This window comes from Coprobacter fastidiosus, from assembly GCF_030296935.1.
Lineage (GTDB): Bacteria > Bacteroidota > Bacteroidia > Bacteroidales > Coprobacteraceae > Coprobacter > Coprobacter fastidiosus.
On record NZ_AP028032.1, the window covers coordinates 1,875,078 to 1,896,617 of the forward strand.

Below are 21,540 nucleotides of genomic sequence, written 5' to 3' on the forward strand. Positions count from 1 at the left end.
TATTATTTATCGGTCTATTCCGACAATACAAATATCAAGTACGAAAAACAGGAATTGGTTTACAGACATTTATAAGATGTATAAAAACGGAGTTATACCATTTTTTAAACATTTTATGGACAAATACCGCACATAAACAGATGTTATTTATCGGCTTTTCTCTTTTCCTTTATAAACTCGCTCGGAGTCATACCAAAGCGTTTTTTAAAACAAGTACCGAAATAACGAGATTCGGTAAAGCCTACTCGATCCGATATTTCACTTATATTCAAATCCGTATCGGTCAAAAGCTGTACAGCTCGTTTCAACTTTATTTCTAAAATAAACGTTTTCACAGAATGTCTGGTCAACAGTTTTATTTTTTTGTACAACAACGAACGGCTCATTGCCATATCTAAAACAAAATTTTCCACATCATATGACGGATCATCCATATTTTTCTCTATCAACGCTAATGCTCTTTGCAAAAAAATACTATCCGCAGATTCCACCGAAACGGGAGTCGGCACAGGTACCAATGTTTTTCCTGAAATCATTCGTTGGGTTTCAAGAGTTCGAATCAAATTCTGTATCTGCCGAATCAATAACGCTGAATCGAATGGCTTTTCTATATATAAGTCCGCCCCAGAGTCCATACCCTTCCATTTGTCTTTTTCAGATAAACGTGAGGATAAAATAATGATCGGTATATTTGATGTTGTAGGATTGGATTTCAATTGCCTACATAGTTCAAAACCATCGATTATAGGAATCATGATCTCTGTAAGTATCACAGAAATCCTCTCCCGCAAAGCTATCTCTAAAGCTCCCTTCCCGTCTTTCGCTGCAATAACCGAAAACTTCGAAGACAAAATATCCGTCAAATAACTCCTTAATACGGCATCCCTTTCGACAATTAATATCGAATATTTTTTCTTTTCTATCGTTTCCGATTCCTCCTTGTTTATTTGGGGACATAACCCGGACAATAAATGAGCCGTATAAGAAAAAGTATAAGAAGATAAATCGAAGTCTTCTGAATTTACGGACGACATTTGAGCGGACTCTACAGGAAAAACGATATTGAATTCAAGCTTTCTCTCCACATAAGTATAAAATATATTCCCCTGCAATAATGCCAGTAATTCTTTAACCAAAGACAAACCTAAACGAGATTCGGCATTTATCCCCGAAATAGTATTTCCTGCTTCTGAATAGAACCTATAAAACAAAGCGTTTGCTTCATCTAAAGATAACAATACTCCATTTCCTGAAATTCTTAAAGATATTTTTCTCTTGCTATCTAACGTAGAATAACCGCTTTGCTCCAAATGCCGGGTATCAGGCTCTTCCAAAGAAAAAGTCAAATCATTTCCGGAAGGGAGATAACGAACCAAATTAATAAATAAATTACCTATTATCTTTTCCCATATAAGCGGATCAAACAAAAAAGTTGCAGAAGCAAAAGCGGACTTAAATATTATAGAAATATTATATCCTGTCGCTACATTCTCATAATTAGAACACAGTTTTCGAAAAAAAGTGACAGAATCCCCCTTAAAACAGTTAATAATTAAAGAATTACCCTCAATCGTTTGTATATCCAACAACTGATCAAGCAAATTATTTACCCTTATAACCTGGGATTGCATTTGTCCCAACAGCTCTTCAGACTCTTTATTATCCCTCAAACCGGGACGTAAACGTATAATCAAATCATTAACCACACTCAAAGGCGCTCGTAGTTCATGAGATATATTCGTGAAAAAAGAGACTTTTTGCTCAGTTGTTTGTTCTATCCGCATCCGTTGTTCCTGTTCTTTCGACAACTGCAAAAGTAAATACCGGAAACGAGATGAATTGCGCCATAACCAATAAAACAGAAAAACCAAAACTGAGAAATAAGCAACAAATGCATACCAGGTAAACCATACAGGTGGATTCTTGATCACCACTACCGAAGTAACGGCATCATTCCATATCCCATTATTATTTGCGGCTTTCACTTCAAAAACATACCGGCCGGTAGATAATCCTGAAAAATAAGCCTTATACTCCCCTGGAGCCAATACCCTCCAATTGTCATCGAAACCTTTCAATCTACATGCAAACTGATTTCTGGACGGATAAAGGTAATTCGACGATGCAAAACTAAAAGCTATATTCGTATCAGAAGCATCCAACACAATTTTGTCGGTTACTGAGATATCTTGTTTTAACGGTGAATTTTTTTCTTTCGGCTCTACCTTAACATTATTAATATATAACCCCGTAAAATATACTGAAGCTTTATTCCGATTTACTTTTATTCGAGAAGGTTCAATCCACAAAAAACCATTTGTATGTCCGAATAACAAATCTCCTAAAGCCGTTTTATATTGGGCATTCGGATAAAAAGATCCGGAGACAAATGCATCAGGCAGATCAAACCGAACAAACTCTTTTGAAGACGTTACATAATGAAACATGCCTTTATCAGTTGTTAACCAAAGGTCATGAAACTCTGCATCTTCTAATATACTATATACAATATCGGCATCAAGTCCGTTTTTTCGATTATAATAAGTCACATTCCCTCGAGGACTGATAACTGTCACCCCATCGCCCCGCGTACCGATCCAAACATCTCCTGTAACAGTCTGACAAATTGTATATACATTATTACCACTTAACCGGCCCTTTTCAGAATACTTATCATAGCGCTTTACGATCTTTTGATTATTAGGATTAATCACGACAATACCTTGCTGTCCCGCTAACCATAATAATCCGTCTCTTGTCTTATATAAACTATAAAATTTCAATTTCTCATCAGGAAACAACGGGCGGGTCGTTCCAAGCCGTATATTGCAAGAAAACACTCCCCTCTCTTTATCTATCACTAAGACAATACTATCGTTAAGAACTTCAAAATCATAAACGTCCAAATTTCGGGAAGATTTTGAAGGGTCAGGCAATCGGTAACGAAACGCCTTACCCGTATGTGGATCTATTTCATTCAGCCCTCCCCTATATAACCCGGCATACAGTTTTCCATAAATAGGATGATAGTACAACTTTTTTATTAAATTACTTCCCGGACTATCCGACCTACTATTATGTTTATAGTAAGTAATACGTCCTGATTCCCTGTCCAACCGATTCAGACCGCCCCCCTCTGTTCCAATCCAAATATTATGATCTTGATCTTCGGCAAAACAACTGACAATATTATAACTTAACGGTATTTCGGTCGTCTGGGTGAAAAAACGATAATGAGAATCGGAATAATTAAAATATGCCAGTCCTCCTCCGTATGTGCCAGTCCAAACCTCTCCATCTTCATTAGTATATATAGTCCAAACAGAGTTATAGGGTAACGAATATAACTGATGTGGATCATTCTGTAAAAAAAAGTCATCTCCGCTTTGAAGATCCAGCAAAAAAAGACCGTTTTGTACTCCAATCCACATCACATTCTGACTATCTATATTCATATCCTTCGTATAAACAGAAGTTTTGCCATCATGAGATAAAGGATAATGTTGTACCAATACTCCCGACATATCATATTTAAATAATCCACTATGATCAGATAAAACATAAACAAAATCTCCATATCTCACAATTCTCTGAATCATATCTTTAACAAACAATTGAGAAAAAGGGACAAACCTCTGGGAATCGGTATCAAAGCGGAATATTCCACCGGCAATACCACCTGCCCAAAATTCATTATTAAAAACATACAGGCAACTGCCTTTTTCCCGTTCCATACCGGAAACTTTCATTAGTTCACCAGTTGCAGGATCAAACACGAAAGGTTGCTCATTATATAATAGCCAAATTTTATGATCAGAAGATTCGCATGGGAATGCAACATTTCCTTTAAACAAATTCTTAAAACAAAGCTGGTCAGCAGACATCCGAAACAGACCACCATATCTACTGGATAAATACAAATTACCGCAATAATCAGGGATAATACGATTAAACATCATCCGGTCGGCATTCTCCGGTTTATCCACTTTACGAATAAACGACACAAAAGAATATCCATCAAAACTCATAACATCATCTTCTGTTGTTATCCACATTTTCCCCTGACGGTCTCTCGTTATAGACGTAACAGCTTGATGTGTATTGATAGATACAGGAAACGTATGAAACAAATACCGAGATTTGTCTAAAATAGAATAAGCTTCTCCAAAACCGATAATAAAGAATACACTAAAAATCAAATATACTTGAGAGATTTTCATAGACCTATTATAAGCACATGGTATTAATCAGCGACTGATGACGAATTCAACTTTCACAAAGATAAAAAAAATTGTAATCCAACAAAATACACAATAATATATTAACCATACCAAAAGAAGTTTTTCCATAATACGATTTTTTCTTTTACATTTACTGAATAAACATTTTACCGACACGATTATGATGACACTTCTATCTTGTGCCAAAACAATGTGTGACACGACCGGAATAAAAGCTCCGGCTCTTACTACTCCGAAATTCGGAAAAGAGGCTTCGGATATTATCCTGCAACTAACCGAATATTCTCCCGATGAGCTAAAAAGGATGTTACATACTACTTCCCGATTGGCTATGGAAAACTATGAACGATACAGACTCTTCCACTCCGAAGAGACACCGACATTGCAGGCTCTGCTTGCATATACGGGAATCGTATTCAAAAATATCAATCCGGGGGACTTTACTCGTGAAGAATTTTTATATGCACAAGAACATTTACGAATCACGTCTTTTTGTTACGGATTATTACGCCCGTTAGATGGCATCAAACCATATCGATTAGAAGGAAATGTCTCATTACCCGAAACCGGAACAGACTCCATGTTCGAATACTGGAAATCCCGACTAACACAACCGCTTTTATCGGAAATAAGAAAAAACGGGAATATTTTGTTCAATCTGGCAAGTAGCGAAATGAAACAATTATTCGATTGGAAAAAAATAGAATCTTCCGTTACCATTATTACTCCGCAATTTAAAGTCTGGAAAAACGGGAAACAGACGACTGTCGTCATTTACACAAAAATGGCTCGCGGTGCGATGACACGTTTCATAATCAAAAATAAAATCGAAAAACCTGAAGACCTGAAAGCTTTTTCATGGGAAGGTTTTTCTTTCAATAAGAATCTTTCAGACAAAACAAATTTTATCTTCACTCAAGAATAACGAATGAAAACAGAAAAAGAAAAAATGTTAGCGGGAGAATTATACACTCCTTACGACTCCGAATTACAACAAATGCATCAACAAGCATTAGCTTTAGTCGAACAATACAATAAAGAATCCTTTGTCAATTGTCTCGAAGAAAACCCTCTATTAGGTAAATTACTACCCAATGCGCATCCTACATTGCGAATACAGCCCCCCTTTCTTTGTGATTTCGGTTTTTTAATATATGGAGGAGAAAACGGCTTCATCAATTACGGATGCACAATCTTAGACACTGCCCCCATCACTTTAGGTAAAAATATACTGATAGGTCCGAATGTCCAGATCTATGCACCGATTCATCCATACGACTACACAACACGAGCTACCGGAGTAGAACACGGAGAAGCGATCACGATCGGAGATGATTGCTGGATCGGAGGAGGTGTCGTAATTTGCCCGGGAGTAACGATCGGTAACCGGTGCATTATCGGAGCAGGAAGTGTTGTAGTCAAAGATATTCCCGATGACTCTTTTGCCGCAGGCAACCCTGCAACAGTAAAAAAGCGTCTCGACTTGTAACTCTGTCAATAAGATTAGGATATATACAGTTTATAACTGCAAGAAGAACAAAATATAAGCCATTTGCATTATATTTGCAATAATTATAAGAATATTGTCAATGAAAGAATTTATCCTGACTAAACAAGAATCTGAACGCACGGTCTTAGTTGGTATTATCACCCAAACTCAAAACGAAACAAAAGCAAACGAGTATCTGGACGAGTTAGCGTTCTTGGCAGAAACAGCGGGAGCAGAACCGGTCAAGAAATTTTTACAACGGTTAGAATATCCAAATCCCGTAACATTTGTCGGAGCCGGGAAATTACAGGAAATCAAAGATTATGTTGAAGAAAACGAAATAGGTCTCGTTATTTTCGACGATGATCTTTCTCCGAAGCAATTAAAAAACATAGAAAAAGAACTGCAAGTAAAAATATTAGACCGCACCAGTCTTATCCTCGATATTTTTGCAAAAAGAGCGCAAACCGCCAATGCAAAAAGTCAAGTAGAACTGGCACAGTACCAATATCTTCTTCCCCGATTGACCCGGTTATGGACTCACTTGGAACGACAACGAGGAGGTATCGGAATGCGCGGTCCGGGTGAAACCCAAATTGAAACCGACCGCCGAATCATTTTGGATAAAATTTCCCGGTTGAAAGCAGAACTGAAGCAAATAGACAAGCAAAAAGAAATGCAGCGAAAAAACAGAGGGAAGATGGTGCGTGTCGCACTGGTCGGATACACAAACGTCGGGAAATCTACTCTGATGAACTTACTCAGTAAATCGGAAGTTTTCGCTGAAAACAAGCTTTTTGCGACTTTAGACACGACCGTACGAAAAGTCATTATCGACAATCTGCCTTTTTTGTTGACCGATACAGTAGGTTTTATCCGGAAACTTCCGACTCATTTGGTCGAATCTTTCAAATCTACATTAGACGAAGTGCGGGATGCCGACTTATTAGTACATGTCGTTGATATTTCCCATCCATCTTTCGAAGAACAGATAGAAATCGTGAATCAGACGCTGCACGAAGTTTGCAATTCTTCCGATAAACCGATGATAATCGTATTCAACAAAATCGATGCATTTTCGTATGTAGAAAAAGATCCGGATGACCTATCGCCTAAAACGAAAAAGAATATCTCGTTAGACGAGCTGAAAGAAACTTGGATGGCCAGAATGAATGAAAACTGTATTTTCATATCGGCAAAAGAAAAAAACAATATCGAAGAACTAAAAAAACTATTATACGAACGTGTTAAAGAGATACACGTGACCCGTTTCCCCTATAACGATTTCCTTTTTCAAAAATATGATGAAGAGGAAAACATATAGGCTCTGAAAAAGGAGCAAACTTTAAAATACAACTAATACATCACTACACAATGGGAGCTTACAGAGGATTAACGATTACAGAAATCGAGCAATTAAAACAGCAGAACTGCATGGCAGATGATTGGTCGGCAATATCCGTAACAAAGGACTTTATTCCCGATCATATATGTCATACCCGTTTTTCGGGTCAAATAAAATTAGGTGCTTTCAAAAAAGAGTTCATGTTAGATGGAGGATTAAAAAAACATTCCGGATTGCGCCACGTGACTTTACATAACTGCGAAATCGGAGACGATGTATTAATCGAAAACGTACCTAATTATATCGCCAATTACCGAATCGGGAATGACAGTTTCATCCAAAATGTAAATATTCTGGTAGTTGACGGTAAAAGCAAATTCGGAAACGGAACAGAGGTTTCTGTACTTAACGAAACAGGCGGACGGGAAGTTCCCATTTATGATAAACTATCGGCTCATCTGGCTTATATCATAGCTTTATATCGTCATCGCCCCCTCTTAATAGAGAAGTTAAAAAAAATGATCGACACGTATGCCGAAAATCACGCCTCAGAAACAGGAACTATCGGAGACCATGTAACTATCATAAATACCGGAACAATTAAAAATGTCCGTATCGGAAGTTATTGTACCATCGACGGAACTTCACGACTGGAAAACGGATCTATCAACAGTAACGAACACGATCCCGTCGTGATCGGGCATAATGTAATGGCAGAAGATTTCATTATCAGTTCAGGTGCACATGTCAGCGATGGTGTTGTCATGATGCGTTGTTTTATCGGACAAGCTTGTCATCTTTCTCACCTTTTCTCTGCACACGATTCTTTATTCTTCTGTAATTGTCAAGGAGAAAACGGAGAAGCCTGCGCGATCTTCGCCGGGCCTTATACCGTATCGATGCACAAATCGAGTCTTTTAATCGCCGGCATGTTTTCTTTCTTGAATGCAGGAAGCGGTTCTAACCAAAGTAACCATATGTATAAACTCGGACCTATTCACCAAGGCATCGTAGAAAGAGGGTCTAAAACGACAAGTGATTCTTATGTTCTTTGGCCTGCTAAAATAGGAGCTTTTTCTCTTGTCATGGGTCGGCATGTGCGACATCCGGACACGTCTAAACTTCCTTTTTCTTATCTTATCGAGAAAGGTTCTGAATCATATCTCGTACCGGGAGTAAACCTGAAAAGTGTAGGAACTATTCGGGATGCGCTAAAATGGCCGAAACGAGATAATCGGAAAGACCCGGAACACCTCGACATGGTGAATTTTAATCTACTAAGTCCCTACACGATACAGAAAATGCTGACAGCCATAGACGTTTTGCGCCATTTACAGGAAAGTTCGGGAGAAACATCCGAAGTGTATTCCTATCAAAGCGCTTGTATCAAAAACACATCTTTAGTCAAGGGTATTAACTTATACTCCAAAGCTATCAACAAATTTTTAGGGAACTCTATAATCAAACGTTTAGAAAACATCCGGTTCAAAAGCGATGAAGAAATAAGAGAGCGATTACGTCCCGACAATAACATAGGGACAGGAGATTGGCTGGATCTTTCGGGCTTGATAGCTCCCAAATCGGAAATAGACCGCCTCATCAACCAAATAGAATCAGAAGAAATAAAAACGCTCGAACCGATACAGCAAACATTTATAAGTCTGCATAAACGCTACTATGATTTAGAATGGGCATGGGCATATGAAGTAATGCAATCATGGTATCACCGTTCTATCGACCAAATAACGGCACAAGATATTACGGAAATCGTCAATATATGGAAAGATGCCGTTGTAAGCCTCGACGAGATGTTATATGCCGATGCGAAAAAAGAATTCTCAATGACTGCAAAAACCGGATTCGGAATAGACGGAAACACTCAACAAAAAAATGTCGATTTCGAACAGGTCAGAGGAGCTTTTGAGAATAATCCTTTTGTAAAAACCGTAAACGAACATATTAAAGCAAAAACAGAATTGGGGAACGAACTGATCGATCGTATCGCCCATTTAATAAATTAGCATCAACTTTTTAATGGAAAAGAAATATTGTTTTGAATTGGAAATGAAAGTGCGTGACTACGAGTGCGACATGCAAGGTATAGTCAACAACGCAAACTACCAGCACTATTTGGAACATGCACGGCATGAATTTCTGCAAAGTACGGGAACAGCTTTTGTCGATATGAGGGAACAAGGTATAGAACCGGTAGTTTGCCGTATAGAAATAGACTACAAAACCTCACTTAAAAGTCAAGACTGGTTTATTTGTAAGCTATTTTTACGGAAAGAAGGTGCTAAATTTGTCTTTTATCAGGATATTTTTCGCCGATCAGACGGCAAACTCTGTATCAAAAGTAGAGTGGAAACTGTCTGTATCGTAAACGGACGTATCAGCCGGGGAGAAGAATTGGAAAAACTATTCAAGGAATATCTTTAACCTCTTTATTGTTATGGCACTGTGCGAAGAAACAATATATCAGATCGCATTGACTCGTATTAAGGGCATGAATTTGTTACTCGCAAAAACATTACTGGATACAATAGGCAGTGCTTCAGAGATATTTAAGGAAAAAGGGCAAAACTTGCAGAATATATGTAAACTGCAAACACCTGTCTTTAGTGACGAGTCAATAAAAACAGCCCTTGAAACAGCCAAAAGAGAGATAGATTTTATTGAAAAAAATCATATTATCCCGCTATTCTTCTCCGACCCTGAATATCCGGCCCGTTTGAATGAGTGTATCGATGCTCCGATATTATTATATTATAGAGGTACAGCAAACCTGAATTCCTCTAAAATAATAAGTATTGTAGGTACTCGTCATGCGACTAATTACGGACGAGACTTTTGTAAAACCCTCTTACAAGAATTGTCCAGATGGTTTCCTGACCTAATAATAGTAAGCGGGTTAGCTTACGGAATAGATATATGCGCACATCGAGAAGCTCTAAATAATAAGCTTCAAACTATTGGCATTTTAGCTCACGGAATGAATACTTTATACCCGGCTACACATAGAAAGACTGCTGCAGAAATGCTTTCTTGCGGAGGATTATTGACTGAATATTCATCTCAACATCCGACACATAAAGGGAATTTTGTAGCCCGCAACCGAATAGTTGCCGGAATGTCGGATGCAACACTGATTATAGAATCAGCAGAAAAGGGTGGTTCTTTAATTACTGCCGGAATTGCAGAAAGCTATCATCGGGATGTATTCGCTCTGCCCGGAAACATACAAAATGAATATTCTAAAGGCTGCAATCAATTAATAAGAAACAACCGGGCAGCCTTAGTAACTTCGGCTCGGGATATCGCCGATGCCATGTGTTGGGACATTCCGGATAAAGAACCGAAACAAATATCTCTTTTTCCGGAGCTGAACGAAACCGAAACATTATTGATGGAAATATTGGAGGAAAAAGGAGAATGCCATATAAATCAATTGACAATTATCGGCAACCTTCCTGCATCTCAAGTATTGGCAACTCTTCTCGAACTCGAATTCAAAGGTCTTGTCCGTCCATATCCCGGAGGGTTATACCGAAAATCATAATTCCCGGTTATTTATCTCACGAATAGACCGATTAATCCTGACTATACGGGTTGCCATCTCCTCCATTCTGTTCAGTTCATGCGATACCAAAATAACAGTTGTCGTTTTATTTATTTCACGAAAGATTTCATACATCCGTTCCTCAAATTCCTGATCGACATAAGATGACGGTTCATCTAACAAGAGAATTTCAGGACGTGAAACAAGAGCTCTGGCAAGCAAGGCTCGCTGCATTTGTCCTCCGGAAAGTTTTCCGATAGGTCTTTCCGCAAATCTCTCAAGCCCAACAAGAGACAACGCCTCTTCTACCCGCAACCTCTGCTCTGGAGTAAACGGTTTCAAAAAACGCTTTTCTCCCATCAAACCCGAAAAAATAACTTCCGAAACAGTAAGAGGAAAACGCGAATCTATTGCATTCTTTTGTGGTAAATATCCCATATTCAAATACGGGACTTCCAATCCGTTTCGATAAAATGAAACTGTTCCCGACAAAGGCGGCAGCAATCCAAGAATAATCCGCAACAATGTCGTCTTTCCTCCCCCGTTAGGACCGGTAATTGCCAAAAAATCCTTGTCATAAACGGTAAGATCGATATTTTCAAGAACCGGAGTACGATCATATTGCAACGAAACCCCGGCAACCTCGATTCGTTTATCCCTAATCAAAAGCATCTGCGATATGAATTAATTCTTCTCCCCACTCATAATTCAAAGGATCGATCTGAACAACCGTCCCTTTCAACTCCTCTGCAAATGTAAGAGCTTGTTTAATATTAAACTCTTTCTGAATAAATACGATATGAACATTATTTTCACGTGCTATATCAACTGCCCTCTTCATATAGAAAGCCGAAGGTCCTTTTCCGTTCAACTCTACACTTAGTTGACGTAGACCATAATCATGCGCCAAATAGCTAAGCGACGGATGATAGATTGCAAACATTTCCCCTTTATGAGGAGCAAGCTTATGAGTCAACAACGTATCTATCCGGTTTATCTCCTCTACAAGTTTTTCATAATTTCGGGTATAATACTCCTTCCCGTCAGAATCAATATCGACAAATGCATCATACATATTCTTTACAATAATACGGGCTCTTTTGGGAGAACTCCATATATGAGGATCAATATTCTCCATGTGCAAAGCATTCGGTTCTTCATGACACTCATGAGTACCGGTCAGCAATGACACACCTTCAGAAGTATCATAAATCTTCATTTCAGGATTGTTCTTTGCCAATTTATCAAGCCAAGCCACTTCAAAACCGATATAACCGATTTTCAGATAGGCAACACTTTTTCCTACACGAACCAAATGGGAAGGAGAAGGATCATAAGCTTCCGGATTACTGCCATTAGGCACAATACAATTAATATCAAACCTGTCTCCGGCAATTTTTTCCGCAAAATATTTTTGAGGCTGTATGGTTACGGTCACTATCCTCTTTTGCTCTGGCTGACGAATGCAAGAACATACAAGCAAAAAACAAGAAAAAAGAGCAACCATCCATATAGGACGAAATAGTTTCATTTTATTTCCTTTGTGTTACAAATCTTTGCTAAATGCAAAAATTCAAACAAATATAAGACAAAAGGCTAAATAAATCTAAAATTCAGATGCCTTTAATATTTTAAACTAACGATTTTAACACATCGTATCTTATTAAAAACAACAAAAGAATAACGAAAAAATATCGTTATTTATTATTAGAATACGTAAGTTTGTGAATCATTTATATTTATATGAAAAATATTATCAACCGGCTCAGCGACCAAATCGAAAAAGATGTCATATCGATATACCGACATCTGCACCAATATCCGGAGCTCTCTTTTCAAGAAAAAGAAACATCTTTTTTTATTGAGGAAATATTAAAAAAAGAAGGTATTCCTCACAGCAGCCGAATAGGCGGCTATGGAATTTTGGCCAGAATAGAGGGAGAAAAAGAAGGCACACATATTATCGGACTCCGTGCAGATATGGACGCTCTACCGATAGAAGAAAAAAATCAAATCGAATATCGGTCAAAGATCCCTCATGTAATGCACGCCTGCGGGCATGATGCCCATACGGCTTGCTTATTAGGTAGCGCACTTGTAATGAACAAATTAAAAAAAGAATTCGGCGGAACATTGTTACTCATCTTCCAACCGGGAGAAGAACGCCATCCGGGTGGGGCACGTTTAATGCTCCGAGATGGTCTTTTCGACAATATCCGCCCGGAATGTATGATGGCTCTACATACCCATACCGAAATACCTTGTGGAACAGTAGCATTCGGTGAAGGATGCGTAATGGCCTCAGCAGATGAAATTCATATCACAATAAAGGGAAAAGGAGGACACGGGGCAATGCCTCATTTGCTGAACGACACCGTACTGGCGGCAGCTCAAGTCGTAATATCTTTACAACAAATCATTAGCCGCAGACGAAACCCCTTTATTCCGGCAACTTTGTCTATCGGTCGTTTCATTGCTGACGGAGCGACGAACATCATTCCTCAGGAAGTACAAATATCCGGAACTTTAAGGTGTATGGAGGAAGACGAAAGAAAAAAACTAAGACCTCTCATTCTGCAAACAATCAAACAAACAGCCGAAAGCTACGGATGTACTTGCAAAATAGACATGAAAGACGGTTATCCCGCACTCATAAATGACGCAAGCATTACAAAAGAAGCTCGCAACTACGCAATAGAATTATTAGGAGAAGAACACGTGATCCCGTTAGAAAAACGAATGACCTCTGAAGATTTCGCATTTTACTCACATGCCATACCCTCCACATTTTTCAGATTGGGAATAAAAGGCTCTGCTAATCCTGAATGTCAAGGCCAGCATACTCCGTATTTCCTAATTGATGAAGCAGCTTTAAAAACCGGAGTAAAAATATTATCCTGGTTAGCATACCGCTTTTTAAATAAACCATAAACAAATATCATTTTTCGGATACAAATAAAAATGAATTTAGTTATAATCAGAATATCAAAATATTATGAAAAGAAAATTATAAGATTGATTTTCAAAAATAAATTCGTTTTTCTTTCATTTTTATTTGAAAATGTAATCTATTTTCCATACATTTGTATAAAATTGCATTTAAATCAATTAAAGTACATATATAAATGGGACACCACCAATTAGATAGTTTAGATTATAAAATCTTAAAACTAATCGCATCCAATGCCCGCATTCCGTTTCTGGAAGTAGCTCGTGAATGTAATGTATCCGGAGCAGCAATTCATCAACGGGTACAGAAATTGACAAATTTGGGGATCATTAAAGGATCGGAATACACGATCGACTCTAACAAAATCGGGTTCGAAACATGTGCTTATATAGGCCTTTACCTTCAAAATCCCGGACAATTCAAAGAAGTTCTGGAAAAACTCCAGCAAATCCCCGAAGTCGTAGAATGCCATTATACGACAGGACAATATGATATGTTTATCAAATTGTATGCTCGTAACAATAGCCATCTGTTAAAAATAATCCACACAAAATTACAGCCTTTAGGTTTAGCCAGAACCGAATCGCTGATCTCTTTCAAAGAGGCCTTCAAACGGCAATTACCGATTGAAGATCTGGAAGATGAGTCAGAAGACTAACTAAATAACGATAAAAAATCACATAAATCCGCTATACCTATGGAAAAAGGCATAGCGGATTTTTTTAATCAATGTTTCACCATGAACAATTGGAAAGAACTAGAAGCAAAAGCAATAGAATGGGCTAAAACGATGGGAGAAATTCAACTTTCATATTTCAGGAAAAGTCAACTGTCGATAAAAACCAAATCGAATATTTTCGACATAGTAACTGCCGCAGACAAAGCCTGTGAACAATATTTCCAAGATCAGCTTACCATTCATTATCCAGATCACGATATGTTAGGAGAAGAAACCGGAATACATGAAAAAGGCAGTGATTATTGTTGGGTTATCGACCCTTTAGACGGAACTACGAATTTTAGCCAAGGATTACCTATCTTTTGTGTATCGATAGGACTGCAATATAAAAAAGAGACAATTATCGGGGTTGTTTATGCTCCCTATTTAAACGAACTCTATACTACAATAAAAGGTGAAGGGGCTTATAGAAACGGACAAAAATTAAAAGTCTCCGATAAAACAGAATTATCACGATCTGTCATTGCGACAGGTTTTCCATACGATCATGGGACTAACCCGGATAACAATTCAGCCAATATAGTCCATATCTTACCCAAAGTAAGAGGGATCAGGCGTATGGGCTCTGCTGCATATGATTTATGTTGCGTAGCAGCCGGAAATTTAGATGGTTATTGGGAATTAAATCTGAATTTATGGGATGTTTGCGCCGGCATTTTACTGGTAGAAGAAGCCCAAGGCAAAGTAATTTCATTCCGGAATAACAGAGGCATTTCAATCATTGCCGGAAATTCGGACATTACATTATTACTAAAAGAAAATATCAGATAAAAATGACAGATTATCGGCTTAAAATAAGGTTGAATGATTCTTAATGCAAATTTAAGTACAATTTTATCCGATCGTTAATCCTGTGGGATTTACTTTGTAAACAGCTTCTATCAAAAGCTGTTTTTTTATTTCAAGAACAACTGAAAATCTGAAATAAAGAAAAGGGTTTCCAATACATTACATATATCAAAAAACCACATAATCTTATGAAAACACTTTATTATCATCAACCGCACACTCTCCTTAACAGAGCATTGCGCCTACTCCAAACTATCATTCAAAGAAAAGGGATACTTAACTTGTTTACAACCTTGACCATATTGCTATTGCCTCTGTCTGTTCAAGGACAAACATCAAATAAGATACTGATCAACTCCGGATGGGAAATGCAAGACGCAGCCATAATTTCCAAAGAGGGTATGAAAGACGGATGGGAAATGGAAAACGCTGCCAAAGTTCCACAAGAGGGGAAAGTAATATCTACAACAAAATATAAACCTTCAGGCTGGTATAAAGCAACAGTCCCTGGAACGGTTCTTACGACCTTAGTAAATAATGGTGTTTATCCCGAACCGCTATACGGAGAGAACAATCGACCCGAAGTAATACCCGAATATCTTTGTCACACAGACTGGTGGTATAGAAATGAAGTTATGATTCCCGACTCATATAAAAATAAAACGATATGGCTCAATTTCGACGGAATTAACTACTCTGCCGATATTTGGGTAAATGGACATCGGGTAGGTCCAATTAAAGGAGCATTCATACGAGGCAATTTCGATATTACGTCATTCGTTAAACCCGGGCAAACAGCAATTATTGCCGTACGCATTTCTCCTCAACCGAATACAGGAGTTCCTTTCGAACATATTATGGGTACGGTCGGAGGTCCGTGCGGAGGTGTAGGACGCCTTGACGGACCTACCTTCGGATGTTCCAACGGGTGGGACTGGTTGTCCGGAATCCGTGATCGGAATAGCGGAATATGGCAAGATGTCTTTCTTTCGGCAACAGGTCACGTATTAATGAAAGATCCATTAATTACATCAGACCTACCGTTACCTCGTACCGATATAGCTTCCGTAACCGTGCAAACAACAGTACAAAATACGACCGGAAACGTACAGAAAGGAATAATCAAAGGTAGTTTTGACAGCATAAAGTTCGAAAAAACAATAGAAATCGCACCCTGGCGATCTCTGACATTCACATTCGATCCTAAAGACTTTGCTCAACTAAATATAAAAAATCCGAAACTTTGGTGGCCGAATGGATTGGGAGAACAAAATCTTTACTCCATGCACCTGTCTTTTGAAATAGATGGAAAAATTTCCGATGAAAAAGAAGTAACATTCGGTATCCGAGAAATATCATACGATATTCCCGGAAGCGATAATCTGGGTCTTACGGTGAACGGAGTACGCATATTTTGTAAAGGAGGCAACTGGGGATTGGATGAAGCCCTAAAACGAATCGATCCCAAACGGTTAGAAGCTCAAATACGCATGCACAAAGATGCCAATTTCAACATGATACGTCTATGGGGAGGACAAGCAGCGAGTAAAATCCTCTATGACCTTTGCGATAAATACGGTATAATGATTTGGGACGAATTCTGGCAATTCAATGCAGCAGATCCTCTCGACCAAGACCTTTATATGGCAAATGTCCGCGATAAAATATTAAATTTCCGCAATCATCCGTCACTGGTTATATGGTGTGCACGCAACGAAGCATATCCCCCTAAATATCTGGATGATGCTGTACGATACGCACTTGCCGAACTCGATCCCTTGCGCCATTATCAATCCAATTCCGGAGGTGGAGGCGGATGCAATTCTGGCGGTCCGTATGAATGGCAAACTCCGGTAGATTATTACCGTTTTTCCGAAAGTAAAAAATTCAACAAAAAAGAGACTTTCAAAACAGAGATCGGCCCTCAATCGATACCGACATTGGAATCTATTCAAGGCATGATGCCGGAAAAAGATTGGACAAGTATTACCGATGCATGGGCAGAACATAATTTCATTTCAGGAGGTGGACGCAACTTAATGAAGATAATGACAAAACGTTATGGAAAAGTTGTCAATATAGCTGATTTTGTCCGTAAATCACAAATGATGAATTATGAAGGTTTCCGTGCTTTATACGAAGGACGAATAGGCAAAATGTTTTCCCCGACACAAGGGATATTACTATGGATGAGTGTTCCCGCCCAACCGAGTTTCGTGTGGCAAATGTTCCACTATGATCTAGAACCGAACGCCTCTCTCTTCGCTTTACAAAAAGCCTGTGAACAAATACACATTCAATTCAACGAAACAGAGAATGGTATAATACAGGTAATTAATCACAAACCGAAAGCATTAAACAAAGCTCATGCAAAAATTATGATTTACAATATCGACGGGTCTGTTGCTGCCCAAAAGAACCATGAGGTAAACACTGCTGCCTGTTCGGTAAACAAAATAAGCGACATTAAATGGCCTTCGGCCTTAACTCCGGTGCATTTTATAAAACTCGAACTTCGAGACTCTGACGGAAAGCTGATTTCAGACAACTTTTACTGGCGGGGGATCTCTTCAAAACCAAACGATCTCACGGCTCTTGAATCGATGCCTGTGGTAAAACTTGCAACGAAAGCCTCTACCCGTACAAAAGGCGAAAAAGTATTCATTGACGTTACTTTACGCAACCCGAGTAAAAAGATCGCTTTAATGACACACTTGCAATTGCATCGAGGGAAAACCGGAGAACGTGTACTTCCGGTATATTACAGCGACAATTATATTTCATTAGCCCCGAAAGAAGAGAAAAAAATAACAATCGAAGCTGATGCTGACAATCTCAAAGGTGAAAAACCTCTTGTCCTGGTTGACGGATGGAACATCAAAGTATCCCCATCGACCTATATAGCCCCGAATAAAAATGCAGAAGTAAATAGTTGGCCTAAATCAGAGTTTACATTCATCGCTCCGAAAATAGAACCGTCCGATGAAATCCGTATCAATTGTGCCGGATATAACAGAGACGGATTTTCCAAAGATCCGGGCTTTCTTGAAGGAGCTTTAGGATATTGTACTGAAGACGTCGACGTAAGTGCACCTATGTCAGGACCTGAAGCAATATATAAGACGGTTCGTTGGGGATCTTGCTCCTATCCGAATTTGATGAAGAATCCAAACGGAATTTACACGGTCAGATTGCACTTTGCAGAGTTGGATAAAAACACACCTCCGGGAAAACGACGTTTCAACGTATTGATCAACGGTAAAATCGTATTGGAAAACTTAGATGTTATTAATGAAGCCGGAAGTAAATTTAAAGCTCTTGTCAAAGAAATTAAAGGAATTGCTCCCGATAAAGATCAAAGAATCACAATTGAATTGAAAGATATAAGATCAGGAGCTCCACAAATTTGCGGTTACGAAATATTCCCTGAATAAAAAATTTCAGTAATTGAGTGTTTAATTTTGCACAGATAATTTTTGAGAATAGTTTTCAAAGGCATCCCTTTGTCCCGGTAAAAGCGCAGCGTAGACATGCAGGAACGAGTGAATACACCGAAAAAAACTAAAAAATCCGTATATAGAACTTTTACTGGTCTCTAAAAACAAACAGGCTGCTTTGTAAGAATAAAGCAACCTGTTTCACGTCCTATAATCATCATCTTTCTTATTTTCTTAATCACACACCCTATTGAAACTCCTCTCAAGAGGAAAACGTTCTAAAAATACAGCAACACGTAAATTTTATATTTTCTAAGAAAGACAAAAGGATATACAAAAAAAATAAATTAAATAGGCAAAACTAATCTCTAAATCTGTATTTTTGCAAAATATCGAAACAGCATAATTAAACATAACATATAAATGGGAAAAGAAAAAATAATATTGACCGCAGATCGCCCGACCGGGAAATTACACATCGGACATTATGTAGGGTCGTTGAAAAGAAGAGTAGAGCTGCAAAATTCAAACTTATACGACAAAATATTTATCATGATTGCCGACGCTCAGGCTCTTACCGATAATGCAGAAAACCCTGAAAAAGTCCGTCAAAATATAATAGAGGTAGCTTTAGATTACTTAGCATGCGGAATCGATCCGACAAAATCGACCATATTCATTCAATCCCAAATACCGGAACTTTGCGAACTGGCTTTTTACTACATGAATCTGGTAACGGTTTCCCGACTGCAAAGAAATCCTACTGTAAAAACAGAAATACAGATGCGAAATTTTGCCACCTCAATTCCTGTAGGATTTTTCACTTATCCGATCAGCCAAGCATCTGATATTACAGCTTTCAAAGCGACAACAGTTCCTGTCGGAGAAGACCAAGAACCGATGTTGGAACAAACAAGAGAAATAGTCCGGAAGTTCAATGCCGTTTATGGAGAAACCTTGATCGAACCGGAAATTTTATTACCGGATAACTCTGCCTGTCTGAGACTTCCGGGAACAGACGGGAAAGCCAAAATGAGCAAATCACTGAACAATTGCATATACTTGTCGGAATCTGCGGACGATTTACAGAAAAAAATAATGGGTATGTTTACCGATCCCGGACATTTACGTGTACAAGATCCGGGAAAGATTGAGGGTAATACGGTATTTACTTATCTCGATGCATTCTGCAAACCCGAACATTTTGAGAAATACCTGCCAGACTATCCTAACCTCGATGAATTAAAAGCTCATTATCAAAGAGGAGGATTGGGTGATGTTAAAGTTAAAAGATTTTTGAATGCAATCATGCAGGAAGAATTAGAACCGATACGTTCAAGAAGAAAAGAGTTTGAAAAAGATATTCCTGCAATTTATAATATATTGAAAAAAGGAAGTGAAGTGGCAAGAGAAGCGGCTGCCGATACACTTTCTGATGTACGCAAAGCGATGAAGATCAACTATTTCGATGATGATGAATTAATTGCAGAACAATCGAAAAAATTCGGACAAAAATAGCCCGATTATTTATTACATAATAACCTCAAAAAAATTACAACCCTCGAAAGTTTTTATTTCCAATTTTCGAGGGTTATTTATGCCTTCAAACTGACGTTTTCACTCATCTAAATATGTCTATAATATAGTTAAGTTAACCTCATTATACCATAAAATCATGAATACGCATTTTTTTAAAGGACTTTTTACATCTTTGCTTTTATCTCTCAATTTTGTAATTTATGCATCAAACTCAAACATAGAATGGATGAATGGATACATAATTACACACAGTAACGACACTATACATGGAATACTCGGCTATAGAAATGGAAATGGAGATTGGAGAGAATGTTTATTTAAAAATAGTCCACAATCGGAAATCATAACCTACATACCTGAAGAAATTATCTCTTACGGTTATGAAAAAGGGCTGACATACGTATCAAAAGAAATAGATATTCCTCATTTCAAAAAATATGTTTTTATAGAAACATTATTGACCGGAAATATAAATTTATACTATTTGAAGATAGGAGTCTGCCCTGAATATCCTGACGGAAAATCTTCTTTTATAGCAGAAGCTCCTTCAGGAAAAATGATTGAACTAAAAGAGGACAAAAATCTAAAGACCGAAAATATTACACGACAACAAAACAGAGCAAAATTAAATTTTCTTTTTACTGAATATCCAGAACTTAAGTCACAAATCGATAATATCAGAATTGATAGAAAAAGCCTGATCAAACTATTCAGTAATTTTCATAAAATTATATGCGCCGACTTCTCCTGTGTATCATATAAAGAAAAAAATTCTCCTCGAAGATGGTGGATCACTCCTCAAGCAGGGGCTGTAATAAATCATTATAACGATCTCAACGGTTGGCATCCGGGATTTGCCATCGGCTCATTTGTAACGACAAATTTAAGTAAATTCTCCGATCGTTTTGTTTTCAATATCGGATTGGAACTAAACACATCTCCTGATTATTTATATTGGACAGAATTCCCTTCAAGCAAAAAAGGATGGTCCTATACCCTCACAAACTACTATACAATAGAAAGTCGTGTAATGAATGGAACTGCCAGGCCATTTTTTGAAATCGGAGTACATCACGGATACTTCATTGCACAACAATACAAAGCAAAGAACGCAATCAACGTTTATAACTGGGGAATTATAGCCGGCATAGGAATGTACTTACATTTGAAAAAATGTGAACTGCCTATCCGAATCCGGTACTGCTATGGGAACAAAGTAGATATGGCAACTTTGACAATAGGCTATACATTCAAGCTAAAATAGAATGTTCCTATTCTCCCAAGTTTTATTCGGGTCAGGACTGAGAAAGGCTTCTCATTTTACAAAGAGGCTATCTGACGAATAAAAACGAAAAAACAGGCCAAAAGAAATTTTTATTCACGCAGTTGTTTGAAAAATAGCTACACAAAATTTAAATAGGTACTAAGAAAAAGTACCTATTTCTTTTTATT

The 21,540-nt window shown here is 38.0% G+C and carries 15 protein-coding genes; 12 read left to right on the forward strand and 3 right to left on the reverse strand.

Annotation, left to right across the window (positions count from 1 at the left end):
- Window positions 1–143: 143 nt before the first annotated feature.
- Complete coding sequence (locus QUE35_RS07400) at window positions 144–4,220, reverse strand: hybrid sensor histidine kinase/response regulator transcription factor (RefSeq protein ID WP_022603124.1); 4,077 nt, start codon at window positions 4,218–4,220, stop codon at window positions 144–146.
- A 181-nt stretch (window positions 4,221–4,401) separates the two neighbouring features.
- On the opposite strand from QUE35_RS07400, the gene yaaA reads away from it, so the two are divergent.
- The 6 genes from yaaA (at window position 4,402) to dprA (ending at window position 10,634) form a co-directional block, all read left to right on the forward strand.
- On the forward strand, window positions 4,402–5,166 hold the full coding sequence (yaaA, locus tag QUE35_RS07405; RefSeq protein WP_022603122.1) for a peroxide stress protein YaaA: 765 nt from the start codon (window positions 4,402–4,404) through the stop codon (window positions 5,164–5,166).
- Window positions 5,167–5,169: 3 nt separating this feature from the next.
- Window positions 5,170–5,730, forward strand: a complete 561-nt coding sequence (locus QUE35_RS07410) for a sugar O-acetyltransferase (RefSeq protein ID WP_022603120.1) — start codon at window positions 5,170–5,172, stop codon at window positions 5,728–5,730.
- 100 nt (window positions 5,731–5,830) lie between these two features.
- Complete coding sequence (gene hflX, locus QUE35_RS07415) at window positions 5,831–7,054, forward strand: GTPase HflX (protein ID WP_022603118.1); 1,224 nt, start codon at window positions 5,831–5,833, stop codon at window positions 7,052–7,054.
- 50 nt (window positions 7,055–7,104) lie between these two features.
- Window positions 7,105–9,096: a DUF4954 family protein gene (locus QUE35_RS07420; RefSeq protein WP_022603116.1), complete on the forward strand. Its 1,992-nt coding sequence runs from the start codon at window positions 7,105–7,107 to the stop codon at window positions 9,094–9,096.
- Window positions 9,097–9,109: 13 nt separating this feature from the next.
- Window positions 9,110–9,514, forward strand: coding sequence for an acyl-CoA thioesterase (locus tag QUE35_RS07425; RefSeq protein WP_022603114.1), 405 nt, complete (start codon window positions 9,110–9,112; stop codon window positions 9,512–9,514).
- Window positions 9,515–9,527: 13 nt separating this feature from the next.
- A complete protein-coding gene (dprA, locus tag QUE35_RS07430; RefSeq protein ID WP_022603112.1) occupies window positions 9,528–10,634 on the forward strand; it encodes a DNA-processing protein DprA in 1,107 nt (368 codons plus the stop codon).
- Here dprA and QUE35_RS07435 read toward each other — a convergent pair.
- Both QUE35_RS07435 and QUE35_RS07440 read right to left on the reverse strand, forming a co-directional pair.
- Window positions 10,629–11,306, reverse strand: coding sequence for a metal ABC transporter ATP-binding protein (locus QUE35_RS07435; protein WP_022603110.1), 678 nt, complete (start codon window positions 11,304–11,306; stop codon window positions 10,629–10,631). The two genes, dprA and QUE35_RS07435, sit on opposite strands and share 6 nt — an antisense overlap.
- A complete protein-coding gene (locus tag QUE35_RS07440; protein WP_022603108.1) occupies window positions 11,293–12,165 on the reverse strand; it encodes a metal ABC transporter solute-binding protein, Zn/Mn family in 873 nt (290 codons plus the stop codon). Before QUE35_RS07440 ends, QUE35_RS07435 begins: the two co-directional genes overlap by 14 nt.
- Window positions 12,166–12,377: 212 nt before the next feature.
- On the opposite strand from QUE35_RS07440, the gene QUE35_RS07445 reads away from it, so the two are divergent.
- From QUE35_RS07445 to QUE35_RS07470, 6 genes are all read left to right on the forward strand, one after another.
- Entirely contained in the window at window positions 12,378–13,565 is a 1,188-nt protein-coding gene (locus QUE35_RS07445) for a M20 metallopeptidase family protein (protein WP_022603106.1), read from the forward strand.
- A gap of 194 nt (window positions 13,566–13,759) precedes the next feature.
- The gene (locus tag QUE35_RS07450; RefSeq protein ID WP_009317986.1) at window positions 13,760–14,242 is read left to right on the forward strand and encodes an Lrp/AsnC family transcriptional regulator; all 483 of its coding nucleotides are present in this window, start codon (window positions 13,760–13,762) and stop codon (window positions 14,240–14,242) included.
- A 39-nt stretch (window positions 14,243–14,281) separates the two neighbouring features.
- Window positions 14,282–15,094 (forward strand): inositol monophosphatase family protein, encoded by an 813-nt coding sequence (locus tag QUE35_RS07455; protein WP_022390101.1) that lies wholly within the window; start codon window positions 14,282–14,284, stop codon window positions 15,092–15,094.
- 206 nt (window positions 15,095–15,300) lie between these two features.
- Window positions 15,301–18,546, forward strand: a complete 3,246-nt coding sequence (locus QUE35_RS07460) for a glycoside hydrolase family 2 (RefSeq protein ID WP_031258965.1) — start codon at window positions 15,301–15,303, stop codon at window positions 18,544–18,546.
- A gap of 426 nt (window positions 18,547–18,972) precedes the next feature.
- A complete protein-coding gene (gene trpS, locus QUE35_RS07465; RefSeq protein WP_009317989.1) occupies window positions 18,973–20,067 on the forward strand; it encodes a tryptophan--tRNA ligase in 1,095 nt (364 codons plus the stop codon).
- Window positions 20,068–20,314: 247 nt separating this feature from the next.
- On the forward strand, window positions 20,315–21,352 hold the full coding sequence (locus QUE35_RS07470; RefSeq protein ID WP_147404882.1) for a hypothetical protein: 1,038 nt from the start codon (window positions 20,315–20,317) through the stop codon (window positions 21,350–21,352).
- Window positions 21,353–21,540: the final 188 nt, after the last annotated feature.

Excerpts from the sequence above, each read along its gene's own strand:
- QUE35_RS07400 (WP_022603124.1), bottom strand. The coding sequence starts at position 4,220 with ATGAAAATCTCTCAAGTATATTTGATTTTTAGTGTATTCTTTATTATC.
- yaaA (WP_022603122.1), top strand. The coding sequence starts at position 4,402 with ATGATGACACTTCTATCTTGTGCCAAAACAATGTGTGACACGACCGGA.
- QUE35_RS07410 (WP_022603120.1), top strand. The coding sequence starts at position 5,170 with ATGAAAACAGAAAAAGAAAAAATGTTAGCGGGAGAATTATACACTCCT.
- hflX (WP_022603118.1), top strand. The coding sequence starts at position 5,831 with ATGAAAGAATTTATCCTGACTAAACAAGAATCTGAACGCACGGTCTTA.
- QUE35_RS07420 (WP_022603116.1), top strand. The coding sequence starts at position 7,105 with ATGGGAGCTTACAGAGGATTAACGATTACAGAAATCGAGCAATTAAAA.
- QUE35_RS07425 (WP_022603114.1), top strand. The coding sequence starts at position 9,110 with ATGGAAAAGAAATATTGTTTTGAATTGGAAATGAAAGTGCGTGACTAC.
- dprA (WP_022603112.1), top strand. The coding sequence starts at position 9,528 with ATGGCACTGTGCGAAGAAACAATATATCAGATCGCATTGACTCGTATT.
- QUE35_RS07435 (WP_022603110.1), bottom strand. The coding sequence starts at position 11,306 with ATGCTTTTGATTAGGGATAAACGAATCGAGGTTGCCGGGGTTTCGTTG.
- QUE35_RS07440 (WP_022603108.1), bottom strand. The coding sequence starts at position 12,165 with ATGAAACTATTTCGTCCTATATGGATGGTTGCTCTTTTTTCTTGTTTT.
- QUE35_RS07445 (WP_022603106.1), top strand. The coding sequence starts at position 12,378 with ATGAAAAATATTATCAACCGGCTCAGCGACCAAATCGAAAAAGATGTC.
- QUE35_RS07450 (WP_009317986.1), top strand. The coding sequence starts at position 13,760 with ATGGGACACCACCAATTAGATAGTTTAGATTATAAAATCTTAAAACTA.
- QUE35_RS07455 (WP_022390101.1), top strand. The coding sequence starts at position 14,282 with ATGGAAAAAGGCATAGCGGATTTTTTTAATCAATGTTTCACCATGAAC.
- QUE35_RS07460 (WP_031258965.1), top strand. The coding sequence starts at position 15,301 with ATGAAAACACTTTATTATCATCAACCGCACACTCTCCTTAACAGAGCA.
- trpS (WP_009317989.1), top strand. The coding sequence starts at position 18,973 with ATGGGAAAAGAAAAAATAATATTGACCGCAGATCGCCCGACCGGGAAA.
- QUE35_RS07470 (WP_147404882.1), top strand. The coding sequence starts at position 20,315 with ATGAATGGATACATAATTACACACAGTAACGACACTATACATGGAATA.